The 12,968-nt window shown below is 52.4% G+C and carries 12 protein-coding genes and 1 pseudogene; 11 read left to right on the top strand and 2 right to left on the bottom strand.

Translation table 11 applies throughout. The features are described 5' to 3' along the window. The 10 genes and pseudogenes from AC06ND_RS03400 to mtgA form a co-directional block, all read left to right on the top strand. Window positions 1-684, top strand: a pseudogene (locus tag AC06ND_RS03400) (AAA family ATPase); the annotation flags it as partial. Window positions 685-725: 41 nt separating this feature from the next. Beyond that, the gene (locus tag AC06ND_RS03395) at window positions 726-1,676 is read left to right on the top strand and encodes an IS1096 element passenger TnpR family protein (RefSeq protein ID WP_475677591.1); all 951 of its coding nucleotides are present in this window, start codon (window positions 726-728) and stop codon (window positions 1,674-1,676) included. Between the two features lie 468 nt (window positions 1,677-2,144). Continuing rightward, window positions 2,145-2,996, top strand: coding sequence for a pyrroline-5-carboxylate reductase family protein (locus AC06ND_RS03390; protein WP_475677590.1), 852 nt, complete (start codon window positions 2,145-2,147; stop codon window positions 2,994-2,996). 248 nt (window positions 2,997-3,244) lie between these two features. Further along, on the top strand, window positions 3,245-4,513 hold the full coding sequence (locus tag AC06ND_RS03385; RefSeq protein ID WP_475677589.1) for a hypothetical protein: 1,269 nt from the start codon (window positions 3,245-3,247) through the stop codon (window positions 4,511-4,513). Between the two features lie 14 nt (window positions 4,514-4,527). Further along, window positions 4,528-5,010: a TlpA family protein disulfide reductase gene (locus AC06ND_RS03380; RefSeq protein WP_475677588.1), complete on the top strand. Its 483-nt coding sequence runs from the start codon at window positions 4,528-4,530 to the stop codon at window positions 5,008-5,010. Window positions 5,011-5,020: 10 nt separating this feature from the next. After that, a complete protein-coding gene (locus AC06ND_RS03375) occupies window positions 5,021-6,598 on the top strand; it encodes a DUF6029 family protein (RefSeq protein WP_475677587.1) in 1,578 nt (525 codons plus the stop codon). Window positions 6,599-6,604: 6 nt separating this feature from the next. Continuing rightward, window positions 6,605-8,011 carry an Omp28-related outer membrane protein gene (locus tag AC06ND_RS03370; protein WP_475677586.1) on the top strand — a complete coding sequence of 469 codons (1,407 nt, stop codon included), beginning with the start codon at window positions 6,605-6,607 and terminating at the stop codon, window positions 8,009-8,011. Further along, window positions 8,011-8,487, top strand: coding sequence for a hypothetical protein (locus AC06ND_RS03365; RefSeq protein ID WP_475677585.1), 477 nt, complete (start codon window positions 8,011-8,013; stop codon window positions 8,485-8,487). The genes AC06ND_RS03370 and AC06ND_RS03365 overlap by 1 nt, the downstream gene beginning before the upstream one ends. 1 nt (window position 8,488) lies before the next feature. After that, entirely contained in the window at window positions 8,489-9,838 is a 1,350-nt protein-coding gene (locus AC06ND_RS03360) for a hypothetical protein (RefSeq protein WP_475677584.1), read from the top strand. 9 nt (window positions 9,839-9,847) lie between these two features. After that, the gene (gene mtgA / locus AC06ND_RS03355) at window positions 9,848-10,549 is read left to right on the top strand and encodes a monofunctional biosynthetic peptidoglycan transglycosylase (protein ID WP_475677583.1); all 702 of its coding nucleotides are present in this window, start codon (window positions 9,848-9,850) and stop codon (window positions 10,547-10,549) included. Window positions 10,550-10,804: 255 nt separating this feature from the next. On the opposite strand, the gene AC06ND_RS03350 is transcribed toward mtgA, so the two are convergent. Next, window positions 10,805-11,377, bottom strand: coding sequence for a TlpA family protein disulfide reductase (locus tag AC06ND_RS03350; RefSeq protein ID WP_475677582.1), 573 nt, complete (start codon window positions 11,375-11,377; stop codon window positions 10,805-10,807). Between the two features lie 83 nt (window positions 11,378-11,460). Between AC06ND_RS03350 and galE the strand changes: the two genes are divergently transcribed. After that, on the top strand, window positions 11,461-12,477 hold the full coding sequence (gene galE / locus AC06ND_RS03345; protein ID WP_475677581.1) for a UDP-glucose 4-epimerase GalE: 1,017 nt from the start codon (window positions 11,461-11,463) through the stop codon (window positions 12,475-12,477). A gap of 161 nt (window positions 12,478-12,638) precedes the next feature. On the opposite strand, the gene AC06ND_RS03340 is transcribed toward galE, so the two are convergent. After that, on the bottom strand, window positions 12,639-12,968 hold a 330-nt coding region (locus AC06ND_RS03340), incomplete at its 5' end, for a hypothetical protein (RefSeq protein ID WP_475677580.1).

Raw genomic sequence — 12,968 nt, 5'->3', positions numbered from 1 at the left:
GCGAACTCTTTCTGCACGGTAGTGAAGAAGAAGTGTTCGCCGCTGGAGCATTTCAAGAAGTTCCTCTCGGAGGGCTATTATCCTTATTTCTTCGAGAGCAGAAACTCCTATCCTATCCAGGTGGAGAATGTCATTGACTATATCATCAATTTCGAGCTGACCTCTCAGCGCAAGCTCGAAATGGGCAATACCAGGAAGGTGAAGGCTCTGGTGAAGATCATCTCACAGATGGTCCCTTATGAGGTGGATATTGCCAAGCTATCGAAGTCTATCGGTATCCAGAGAGGCACCCTCCTGAAGTACATGAAGGATATGGAAGAGGCGAAATTGATCGTGCGTCTGTTCCAGAACCTCTCTACCATCACTGACCTTCAGAAGCCTGACAAGATCCTGCTGGACAACCCCAATATGATCAGCGTCCTGTCAGATGTTACTCCTCAGATCGGTACTTTGAGGGAAAGCTTCTTCGTGAACCAGCTTCAGTCCGCCGGCCACAAGGTCGAATATGGCGGACTGACCACCGGTGACTTCAAGATAGATGGGGACGTCATCATCGAGGTCGGAGGCTCTGACAAGGGCTTCGGCCAGATAAAGGATGGCGACAACGGCTATGTAGCCGCAGACGACATCGTCAACGCCACCTTCAAGAAGATCCCCCTCTGGGCCTTTGGGTTTTTGTATTAAGAAATAATAATACTAACGAAAACGAGACGAGCATAGAAAATATGAGTACGAAAAAGAAGCAGTCAAAACTTACAAAAGAACAGGAAGAGGAGACTCAACGTATCATTGATGGGATGACTCCCGAACAGCTTGAACAGATGGCTTGGTTTGAGTCGTTCTACGAGAAGCTGCCTCCAGAGCTGCAGGAGGCAATGTTCCAGTTTGCTCAGAACCTGTCGAAGATGTCCAAGGACGAAAAGGACGAGCTGAGGGCGAAGATGGATGAAATGTTCCCTACGCCAGATTCCGATAACTTCGAGGACTTCGATGACTTCGGTAGCCCGGGTGAAGACGGTGGCTTTGATGAGGACGGGAAGGGCAAGCCATACCCACACTTCCTCCCGCGCGAGGATGTGAAGAAATACACACTTCGCATCACCCTTCGAGACCTCAAGCCGGCCATTTACCGCAAGTTCAATGTGCCATCAAACATCAGCCTGCGCCACCTGTCGGAACTGCTGATCGAGCTCATGGACTGGTCAGGGTTCCACATGAACCAGTTCCGAAAAGGGAACAGCTATTACGCACCAGCTTACCAGCGCGAAGGCGAACTGCCACCTCTTTTCAGCGAGATACGCAACTTCAACCAGGAGGACGTTGCCCTCTCCGACATCCTCAACGAGAAAGGCAAAACCATCGAATGGGAATATGACTTCGGCGATTCATGGTGCCATGATCTCCGCCTCTCCTCGATCGGAGACTACAAGGAGCATGAGCTTCGCATCAGCTTCATCAAGGGCGAACGCGCCTGCCCGCCAGAGGATTGCGGTGGAGTGTGGGGATATGAGGACCTTCTCGCCATTTACGAGAAAAAGAAAGCCCGCAAGCGCCTCACCTCGGAAGAAAAAGAGCGTCTTGAGTGGTACGCGATGGAGCCTGGATACTTCGATCCTGAAAAATTCGACGCTGAGGATTGCGAAGAAATCTGCTACAGATACAACGACATCCATTGACCCCAGAAAAAGGCATCCAAGAAAGCAGGTTCTGCAGAAGAAATTTGCTGATGAACAGGGAAGGCATCATTGAGAAAATCTTCACTCGAAAGGAGATAAAGACCTATATCCTCCGTGGCTGATAACACACTAGAACTCAATAAGTTAATCCAAAACGGGTAGTCAAATTTCGACTACCCGTTTTTAGTTATCGCTTTGATTTTCAGCGAGTTGACCGCCACGCCAAAATCCATGCATCATCTACTTGCCTGCCACGCCAAAATCCATGCATCAGCCACTTGCCCGCCACGACACAAAGGCGCCGTTTGTATCGACATCAGTGACGCTAGGCATGAAACTAGAGTATCGCTGCCTTAACTGTACATAAAAACTACACTCTCTACAGTAGAAGAATAGTATTATTTGCTTACGGTCAAGTCCGCATAAGAAAAATGACTATATTAGTGTCCCCAAACGAACTTAAGAAATATGAAAATCACCATAATCGGTGCCGGCCACATGGGTGGAACGGCAGCTCGAAGCTTCTCGACAAGCTCACTTTTTACTCCAGGTGACATCACCGTTACCGCTCACAGTCAGGCGACTCTCGACACCTTCGTCGGAACCGGTATCCACACATGTCTCGACAACAGGGAGGCTATCAAGGGTGCAGACGTAATCATTCTTGCCGTCCGCCCGAACACGGTGGAGAAGGTGTGCATGGAGATTGCTCCGGCCATCGATTTTGCGAATCAGATCATCATCAGCTTCGTCGCAGGTGTGCCGTCGTCGAAGTACCAGGAGTGGTTCGGGTCCGCATCCATAGGCGCTGATACATGCGAATGCGCAAGCACTGACGCTTGCGGATGCACCGGCTCTGCCATTTGCGCATCGCCTATCCTGTTTCTTGCGATGCCGAACACGGCCATGGAGCTGAACGAAGGCCTCACTTTCATCGCTCCTATCTCCGCGACTCCGATCCAGATTTCGCTCGTGAAGGCGATCTTCGACAGTGTTGGCAAGTCGCTGATCATCGACGAGAAGATGATGAACTCGGGAATGGCGCTCGCGTCATGTGGAGTTGCGTACGCGATGAAGTACATTCTCGCTTCGGTGGATGGAGGTACGGATCTGGGCTTCGACAGGGATGATGCGATCAAGGTCGTGCTCCAGACCGTCAAGGGTGCGGCTATGCTGGTCGCTGCGCACGGTACGAATCCGGAGGAGGAGATTGCGAAGATCGCTACTCCGGGCGGCTACACCATCAAGGGTCTCCAGGTCATGGAAGGTTCCGACTTCACCGACATCGTCCGCAACGCCCTAGACGTTTCGTCGAGGTAGGGACTAATCCACCAACACCACCCGAAGGTCAGGGTCGTGGGAGGCGAGGGCGTTGCGGATGCGAGTAGTAAGAGTCTTCTGAACATCTGATGCACTGTTTTCAATAAAGGTAAGAATAATTGTTAGCTATGATATTGAAAACACAAAAGGAAATTTTTACTATATTTGCATCATTAATGTATCAAATATCTGATTTACTATCAAAATATTCAGATAGAACCCGAATTAGAACTTAGCATTTTTAACAGATGAAGAAGATTTCATTCTTTTCGATGGCAATCCTTGCTGTGACCGCCATCAGCTGCAACAAGCCAGCAGTTACTCCAACTCCAGGACCTGATCCAGACGACAACGGTGGTGAGGTAATCTTACCTCCAGATACTCCTTCATATGACGGAACCTTCTCCGAGGTCGTGATCTCTCCGTCTAGCGAGAGTGTCGCAATGATGGCTCTCGTCGGAACTCCAGACGGTAAGTTCGCTGCCGGTTCGAACTTCATGAGCGGCAATCCTGCAGTCTGGGATATCGAGAACAATGACGTTGTTGATATAGCTAACATCCTTGGCGATTCTTTCGGAATCAGCACAAAGGGTACCGCAGTCGGCCAGGGTCGCGACGTGAACGCTGGCGAGGACACATTCAACAACTATGCTTTCAAGGGCAAGGGTGCTTCTGGCAGCTTCCTTTACTATAACACAGATGTTGAGGAGATCTATGATGAGTTCTGGGGCGAGACCTATACCGTAAACGTAGAGGACGGTTCAGCCGCATACACCATCAATGAGGCCGAGGACCTCATCGCAGGTTTCTACTACAATGGATACAACCCTCGCCCTTGCATCTGGAAGGCTCCTTTCACTGCTGCTACCGACAGAATCACCCTTCCAGTGCCTTCTGCTGAGGAACTCGGATTCCCAGTTGACGGTGGTGAGGTAAGGTGGATGTCTGCTGACGCGAGCGTACTTTGTGGCTTCGTTGTAGACGACACTGCAAGCTGGCCTCTCGTAGTTTGGAACAGGCAGGCTGACGGCAGCTACGTTGCAGATCCTATCTGTGCAGCTTTCTTCCATCCATTCGAGTGGGAGCCTGCTGAGCCTGTGACCGCACCATACATGATGTTCCATCCATGCAGCATCAGCGCAAACGGTGAGTGGGTTGCCCTCACTGTCCAGGAGTACTCAGACGAGTTCGATGTTCCTACCGTTGCGGCTCGCTTCAACCTCAAGACCAAGGAGCTCGTGATCTGCGAGAACGGTGACTTCGAGCCAGGCAGCATCTCAAACGACGGTACCATCGTCGGCTCAACCATGCAGAGCATGTGGGATCCTAAGCCTGTACATTCTTATGTTTGGAAGGCCGGTGAGAAGAGCGCAGTCGATGTTGCCGAGATGATCGGTTCTGAGACTTTCGACGTATTCGTAGAGACCAAGATGTGCTACATCGCACCTGACAATTCTTACGCTCTCGGTTACGGTATCGACGATGCTTTCAATACTACCAGCTTCGTCCTCAAATAAATCAGAGTACATAGATGAAGAAATTCATGATGGCCATGGCTGCACTTCTCTTTGCAGTCATGGCTTATGCACAAAAAGTGGTGACCACCGTTGATGTGGCCAATGCAAAGGGAGAGACAGTTTCGGTCGCAAGCCTGCTTCCGAAGGGTAAGCCTGTGGTGCTCTCGTTCTGGGACACTTCCTGCAAGCCTTGTCTCCAGGAGATGGGCGCGATCAGCGACTGCTATTTCGACTGGCAGGACGAGTTCGACTTCGAGGTCTTGGCAGTTTCGACCGATGATTCGAGGAACAGCAGCAAGGCTGTGCCGCTTGCGAAGGGTCGCGGGTGGCCTTTCGTGATCGCCCTTGACAAGAATGGTGATTTCAAGAGGGCGATGAACGTCCAGAGCAATCCGACGATGTTCATTCTCGACAAGACAGGCAAGATCGTGTACACCCATATCGGTTACACTCCCGGCGATGAGCAGGCTGTCTATGAGACATTGAAGAAGTTGTAAGAAACTATAAATGAAGAGAAGCATACTTATATGCGCGTTGCTTGCGGGAGGGGTTTCCGTTTCGGCGCAGAGTATTTGGAGCCAGGGCTATGTGACTGGCGGACTCGAGTCCAATTCGATCTACTATGTGAATGATCCTGCCGGAGGTAGCGTACGTCCGGAGGGCAGCTTCGGTTCGAACAATTACCTGAAGGTTGATTTCGGGGTCGGTCTGATCGAGGGAGGTCTCCAGATGGAGGGCTATTTCCCACAGCTGCTTGGATATCCTGAGCAGCTTAAGGGTTTCTCGCTTTCGAACAAGTATATAAGGTTCCGCGACAAGGGCTTCACCGCTACGGTGGGCGATTTCTATGAGCAGTACGGAAGCGGCCTTCTCTTCAGGGCGTATGAGGAGAGGTCTCTAGGCCTGAACACGGCATTGGAAGGAGTGAATCTAGGCTACAGCTGGGATGGAAAGATCTCGCTCAAGGCGATGGTCGCTTTCCCGAAGGCTTTCAAGGAGTATAATTACGATTCGAGAATCATAGGTGCCGACCTCAGCGTGAACATCATGGAACTCGCAGGTCGTGGCGATCTCTTCAATCTTTCCCTCGAGGGTAGCTTCCTGAACAAGCATCAGGCGCTCGAGAGCGAGTGGATGGAGGGTCTGATCAATCCGGATGTCAACGGAGCTTCCGGACGTCTCGTGTTCGACTGGAACGGGCTCACCTTGAAGGGGGAGTATGTCGCAAGGAATTCGGACGTGAGCGTGTATAACAACTACAATAAGCAGAAGTCCCGCGCCATCCTCGCGGAGGGCAGCTACACCCGTGGCGGTCTCGGAGTGAACCTCACCTTCAGGCAGATTCTCAATGCAGGCTTCCAGTCCGACTATAACCAGGGCACGATGTTCACAGCATTGAACTACATTCCTGCTCTCACCCAGCAGCATACCTATTCTCTCGCTGCTCTGAACCCATACCAGAGCCAGATGAACGGTGAGATCGGTGGTCAGGCGGACGTGTATTATTTCTTCGCCCGCGGCACCAGGATCGGCGGTAATAGAGGTATGAGGGTACATGCAAACTTCTCGACCTTCTATGGTCCGTCACCTGCGCCGGAGATCAAGGCGAATGAGCTCTACTTCAGGGATCTGACGGTCGACGGAGAGAGATGGTGGGGCAAGCATGTCAAGACTGTCGTGCTCTACACCTGGCAGACATACAACAACAGGGTGGGTGCCCATCCGTCGTATGAGTTCCGCCGCAGCCATACCATAGTCGGTGATGTGACCTACAAGATCAACAACAAGCATGCAGTGCGCGCAGAGTACCAGCATCTGTGGAGCGGCCAGGGCGATGGCAACTGGTGCGCCGGTACGGTCGAGTATACGATCTCTCCGGGTTGGAGCTTCTCTGTCAGCGACATGTGGAACTACGGTTACACCCGCACCCATTATTTCAACGGAGGTCTCAGCTATTCGCATTCGAGGATCCGTGCAGCTCTCAACTTCGGAAGGTTCCGTGAGGGTTATCAGTGTGCCGGTGGCGTGTGCAGGCTGATTCCTGCCTATACCGGTGCAAACTTTACGCTTACAACCTCATTCTAGTCAATCATGAGAATTCGTAATATGATTTCCGGGCTTGCGTCCATGGTCCTCGTATGCGTGGGTCTTGTCGCTTGCCAGCCAAATATCCATCCGGATGAGTCTTCCGCGTCGGTTACTACGGTAGCGTCGGACAAGACTTCGATCGAGTATACTTTCACTGCGACCAGCAGGTGGAGCGTGGTGAACGAGAACAAATGGATATATGTCACTCCTTCCGCAGGCCTCCCTGGCGAGAACAAGATCACCGTCCGTTTCGACGAGAACTCGACCATGAAGCAGCGTTCCGGAGCGTTCTATATCCTGGACGGTGAGAACACCTTGATGTACAGTTTCGTCCAGCCGAGCATCGAGCTCATCAGTACGGACAATGAGATGTACTATGTGCCGGAGGAGGGAAGCTTCGTCGTGCGCGTGAAGTCGAACATTGGTTTCACCGTTGGCACGGATGTGGAGTGGATTGTGCTTCCTCCGTCGACTTCGTTCAGCGGAAGAGGTGCTGAGAAGGAGATCGAGTTCGGTCTTGTTGCCAATAAGAAATCAACTGCCAGGAAGGGTAACATCACTTTCACGACTGTTGACGGCAAGATGCTTCAGGTGGGAGTTAACCAGGCCGCTCATATCGATGTGGACTGGACCCGTGAGTTCTACAGGGGCGTGCTCGGATATCGATTCACAGGTGACTGGTGCGGTTACTGTCCAAATCTGGCGTACGATGTCGCGAGGTTCAATTCCGAGGAGCCAGGCAGGCTTAACTGCATCTGTTTCTATGATGCGAATTCCGTATCGAAGCTTCGTTTCAGCGAGTCTTCGCGCTACGAGAAGCGCTTTGCCGTGACCGGAAAGCCGACTCTCACCCTCGATGAGAGGGGATTGGCATATAATATTGCGTCACCTACCTTCTACAATATCATCAAGGCATTCTGCAGCGAGGAGAAGGCTTCTTTCAAGGCCCAGACCGCCATCAGTGCGCAGGTCGGCTACTCGGGCGGAAAGGTTGAGGTGCATCCGACCATCTTCGTGAAGAAGGCCGGAACCTATCATGTCCATGTCGCCCTCCTGGAAAGCGGAGTGGTGGCTGCCCAGACCGACTATACGAATCTGTACACGGCTGCCGAGCTGGAGCAGTTCAAGCATGACAATGTGGTGCGTGCGTATGCGACCACGATGCTGACCGGTGACGAGTTCGTCGCTGCCGACCGCAGCATCAATGCATTCAACTATACGATGGAGCTTCCGGCAAACATTCTCGACAGGAAGAATCTTTCCGTCGTGATCTACGTGACCAGGGCTAACGTATCCGGTCCTCAGGCTGTAGAGAAGTTCACATATTATCATGACCATACGGAGTTCGTCGACAACAGCGTCATCGTCCCAGTAGGTCAGAGCTCAACCCTCAAATACGAAGCGAAGTAATGGAGTCACCTGTAACATGGTCAGCATCTGCTGCACATATCAACGGAAATATTTGGCGCATCACGGTCACCGGATCCATCGAGGACGGCTACCATATCTATGATTGCGATGACTATCCTTATGGTGCTACCGCCACGGAGATCACCATCTCCGGAGAGGGCGTCAGCATCGCCGGCGAAGTCCAGGTCGTGAGCGAGGTCGTGAAGGAGCATGATGAGGTGCTCGAACTTTCGATCGGAACGATCTCGGGTACGGCTGTCTTCACCCAGGACATCGAGCTTTCGGTCGAGAAGAGCGACGTCGATGTGAACATCTATTGGATGGCATGTACCGAGGACACTTGTACTCCTCCGTCTGAGGTGACGCTCACCGTCCCTGTAGGTGGTGGTGCCGGTTCTGCCGGCATGATAATCGGTGGAATCATCGCTGTAGCGATCGCATTCCTTGGTTTATTCTTGATGAGAAGGAGGAAATAGGATGAAGATTCGTGTTCTTTCAATAATCGCTATTGTAGCATGTCTTTTCGTGTCTGCTTGCGAGGAGCCTATCGAGATCCCTCAGGAGATGTTCCTCAGGGCTTCGGTTTCTGAGTGCGGACTGACTTCAGTAGACATCAAGGTCGAGGTTCCGGAGGCGACTCCGTTCTATATCGCGAAGTATGAGACCGAGACATTCAAGAAGCAGGGAGTCACTCCCGAGTCGATAGTTCAGGGGCTCCAGAAGAGGGTTGACCTCGGTGCTACTTGGGGGTCCATCCTCAAGGTCGGAAGCCAGATGGTGAATTTCCCTGGCCTCATGACCGATACGGACTATACTTTCATCGTATTCGGACTCAATGGAGCCGGTGAGGTGACTACAGATCCTACCGTGCTCGATGTCCACACTGACGATGTGAGCTTCGAGATCAACATGACCGAAAGCAGGCCTTTCGACTTCGTCGCAGAGATCACTCCGAGCCGTGATGATGTCGGCTGGTATGCGTTCACCTTCATCGGCACTCAGGAGAGGTTCTCGCAGATGGATGACGAACTCGTGACTACCTACATGAGCTACTACATGAGCAATGAGGTGTCGCTCGGTTCGACCTTCTCAGAGATTGCGTCAATGGGCACCGATCTGATTTCAAATGAGAATTACCCTGATCTTGACGTGATGATCACTGTCGCTGCAGTGGACGAGAAGCTCCGCATCGTGTCGAAGGTCACCAGGATGATATTCTCTCCTTCTCTCAAGGGTTTCGTCAAGATCGATGAGAAGAGCACCAAGAATCTCCATACTCTCATCTATGCGTATGACAACCGTGAGCTCGGAGTGCTTCTCCATGTCACAGGATATGACAAGACCGGCTCGCAGGGTGTCGTTTCGAATGCGATGAGCTTCAATGGTGATTCAATGAATTATTTCGGTATCGATTTCTATACCGCAACCGACTCTCAGATCGGAGACGTGATGGCTGCACTTTCGCAGTACCAGTTCGATCAGGCGAGGAAGGACCCTCAGTACATCCCATATTTCGAGCAGTGTACTTCAGCCCAGCAGATGATGGAGCTTATCTGGTACACTCCTCAGAATCTCTACGACAACGGTAGGGTATGGGATCGCAATGATGCTGCTTCCATCATCGAGATATGCGGAGGTGAGGATCCTGACCAGGTAGTATTCGTGCTCGGCATCAACAAGATCACTTCGGCATACAAGATCTATCCGGCAGAGTACTGCATCAGCCGTTGCTCATTCAAGGAACTTGGATATAAGTTCGACACCGTAGAGACCAAAGTTGTCACTTCGGGCCACAGACTTCTTGACGTTACCGCAGCAGAATTCTAAATTTGTTGCATGAAACGACCATTCCGCAGACTCTTCAGGCTCATCCTGCTCTCCCCGCTGATCTTCATCGCGGTGACTGTGCTGTGGGTGGGGGCCCTCAAGTACGTCAATGTGCCGTTCACTCCATTGATGGTGCGTCGTGCGATCGAGTTCCGGGCGGAGGAGGGGTTCAAGACCCATTACCATTGGGTGCCGCTCGAGCAGATCAATCCGACGATGGTGAAGGCTGTGATGAGCAGTGAGGACAATCTCTTCCCTAAGCACGACGGTTTCGACCGGAAGGCTATCCAGCAGGCGATTGAGGAGCACAAGGCCGGCAAGCGCCACAGGGGCGGAAGCACGATCTCGCAGCAGACCGCAAAGAACGTGTTCACCCGCGGCAAGAGCACATGGGTGCGCAAGGGCTTCGAGGCGTACTTCACAGTCCTGATCGAGAAGATTTGGGGCAAGGAGAGGATAATGGAGGTCTACCTCAATGTGATAGAGATGGGCAAAGGCATATACGGCATCGGTGCCGCTTCGGAGATCTATTTCCATAAGGAGCCGTCGAAGCTCACTCTCGCTGAGTCATGTCTGGTCGCTGTCTGCCTGCCGAATCCTCTCAAGATGCATCCGGACAAGCCTTCCAACTACGTCCGCAAGCGCCAGCAGTCCATCATGTCCCTCACCCGCAAGCTCTCATACCCCGACTGGGTTACCGCAAGGCCGTGATTGTCCGCGGGCTGCCATGTCCTAGAGCAGCAAACTCTCACATCCCGACTGGGTTACCGCAAGGCCGTGATCGGGATTAGCCAATGCATCATGTCTCTCCGCGCTTGCGTCGTGGCACCTAACAGTTTAATACACAATACATTAACAAGAAACGAGTAGTCAAAAATTGACCACCCGTTTTTACATATCTTGTTAATCCTCAATGTTTTACATGCCACGACAAAAGGCGGGCGACATTCTTCAGCAGGTCGCCAGCTAAAGTCCGGTAACCTCGGCAAGCTTATCGATGAGCTTGTCGATCTGGACGGTGGCGAGAAGTACATTGCCGTCCTGGCTGATGAGGTACATGGTCGGAATCCACTTGATGCCGAAGAGAGGGGCGACGGTAGAGTCAGCCCACTTCTTGCCCTCGCTAACCTGGATATACTTGAGATCGAACTCCTTCACTGCAGCCTCCCATGCAGCACGGTCATCGTCAAGCGAGATGCCGACGAACTCTACACCTGTGCTTCCGAACCTCTCGAAAGCTTCCTTCATCTTCGGAAGGTCGGCACGACAGTCCTTGCACCATGATGCCCAGAAATCGAGCACGACATACATGCCCTTGAGGTCGGCAAGGCTGAGCTCACCTCCGTCAAGACGCGGGATGGTGAACTCCGGAGCGGCAGAACCGTACCTGAGGCACTCCTTCGCATGCTCCGCATCAAGATCTACCACCTCCTCGGCAGCCTCCACTCCCGCAGCCTCATCCTGCGCACCACCATTGTTCCTGTTTCCGCAGCAGCAAAGACAAAGAGCCGCCGCCATGATGAAAAGTATCTTCTTCATAATCTGATTCAGTATTTATATTGCAAATATAACTATATTTGCCGAGTCTATTTCACAACACAACATCAGAAAGCAAAAAGAACATGAACATTCTCCTCACTGGCGGTGCCGGATACATCGGCTCGCACACCATCATCGAACTCGACAAGGCCGGTCACAGCGTCGTTGTGGTCGACAATCTCTACAATTCGAATCCTGAGGCTCTCCGCAGGGTTGCGGCCATCATCGGCAAGGAAGTTCCATTCATCAAGGCCGACGTTCGCGACCGCGCTGCGATGGACAAGGTCTTCGACGAGAACCACATCGATGCGGTCATCCATTTCGCCGGTCTCAAGGCCGTGGGCGAGTCGGTAGCAAAGCCGCTCGAGTACTATGAGAACAACATGAACGCGACTTTCGTGCTCATGGACGTGATGCGCAACCATGGCTGCAAGAACATCATCTTCAGCTCCAGCGCGACCGTATATGGCGATCCGGCGATGATTCCAATCACCGAGGAGTGTCCGAAGGGCCATTGCACCAATCCTTATGGTCAGACAAAGTCCATGCTCGAGGAGGTGCTGATGGACGTGCAGAAGGCCGACCCTGAGTGGAACGTCGTCCTCCTTCGCTATTTCAACCCTATCGGTGCGCATCCATCCGGAACCATGGGCGAGAATCCGAACGGCATTCCGAACAACCTCATGCCATACATCACTCAGACCGCGGTGGGCATCCGCAAGGAGCTCGGCGTTTTCGGCAACGACTACGACACACCTGACGGCACCGGCGTCCGCGACTACATCCATGTATGCGACCTCGCCAGCGGTCATGTCGCTGCCCTCCAGGCCATCGAGAAGAACTGCGGTCTCGCCATCTACAACCTCGGCACGGGCCATCGCTACAGTGTTCTCGACGTGGTCAACGCCTTCATGAAGGTCAATGGAGTGAACGTTCCATATTCGATCAAGCCACGCCGTCCGGGCGATATCGCAACCTGCTACTGCAATCCGGCAAAGGCGAAGGCCGAACTCGGATGGGAGGCGAAGTACGGTATCGAGGAGATGTGCCGCGACTCATGGAACTGGCAGAAGAACAATCCTAAGGGTTACGAGGCATAGTCAGACCCATCTTCGGGAAAGTAAGTCGCTAACTATCAGCAATATACCAGACGGACGGTTCCTCCTCCCGGGGGAACCGTCCGCGTATTAAAACATTACTGATTAATGAGTTACGCCCGCCAAACAGCAAGACATACTCAATCAAGCAGACAACTTCAGAGCTAGAGCTTCACGGTGATCATCGAGAATGAGTAAGGCTCGATCTCGAAGCTCATCTTAGGAGCCACGGTGATGTCGCTTACAACAGGAGCGATCGGCTGGCTGTTGATGTCGTTGCGATCGGTAGGCTGGCCCTTGAGGGTCTTCACTGAAGCCTTCATGCCCTTCTTCACACCGCTGAAGATGCTGAGGTTGATGTCGGCAGTCTTAGCCTGGTCGCTTGCGTTGCAGACCTTGATGTAGAGCTCGCGCTTCTCAGGATTGAGGACGACTGACTGCTCCTGGAGGTTGTCAGCACCTGCGATCTTCACGCAATTGCCATAGAACTTGGT

The sequence above is a fragment of the Candidatus Cryptobacteroides sp. genome (assembly GCF_056207615.1).
This window is presented reverse-complemented; position numbering and strand designations above follow the sequence as displayed.

Excerpts from the sequence above, each read along its gene's own strand:
- AC06ND_RS03395 (WP_475677591.1), top strand. The coding sequence starts at position 726 with ATGAGTACGAAAAAGAAGCAGTCAAAACTTACAAAAGAACAGGAAGAG.
- AC06ND_RS03390 (WP_475677590.1), top strand. The coding sequence starts at position 2,145 with ATGAAAATCACCATAATCGGTGCCGGCCACATGGGTGGAACGGCAGCT.
- AC06ND_RS03385 (WP_475677589.1), top strand. The coding sequence starts at position 3,245 with ATGAAGAAGATTTCATTCTTTTCGATGGCAATCCTTGCTGTGACCGCC.
- AC06ND_RS03380 (WP_475677588.1), top strand. The coding sequence starts at position 4,528 with ATGAAGAAATTCATGATGGCCATGGCTGCACTTCTCTTTGCAGTCATG.
- AC06ND_RS03375 (WP_475677587.1), top strand. The coding sequence starts at position 5,021 with ATGAAGAGAAGCATACTTATATGCGCGTTGCTTGCGGGAGGGGTTTCC.
- AC06ND_RS03370 (WP_475677586.1), top strand. The coding sequence starts at position 6,605 with ATGAGAATTCGTAATATGATTTCCGGGCTTGCGTCCATGGTCCTCGTA.
- AC06ND_RS03365 (WP_475677585.1), top strand. The coding sequence starts at position 8,011 with ATGGAGTCACCTGTAACATGGTCAGCATCTGCTGCACATATCAACGGA.
- AC06ND_RS03360 (WP_475677584.1), top strand. The coding sequence starts at position 8,489 with ATGAAGATTCGTGTTCTTTCAATAATCGCTATTGTAGCATGTCTTTTC.
- mtgA (WP_475677583.1), top strand. The coding sequence starts at position 9,848 with ATGAAACGACCATTCCGCAGACTCTTCAGGCTCATCCTGCTCTCCCCG.
- AC06ND_RS03350 (WP_475677582.1), bottom strand. The coding sequence starts at position 11,377 with ATGAAGAAGATACTTTTCATCATGGCGGCGGCTCTTTGTCTTTGCTGC.
- galE (WP_475677581.1), top strand. The coding sequence starts at position 11,461 with ATGAACATTCTCCTCACTGGCGGTGCCGGATACATCGGCTCGCACACC.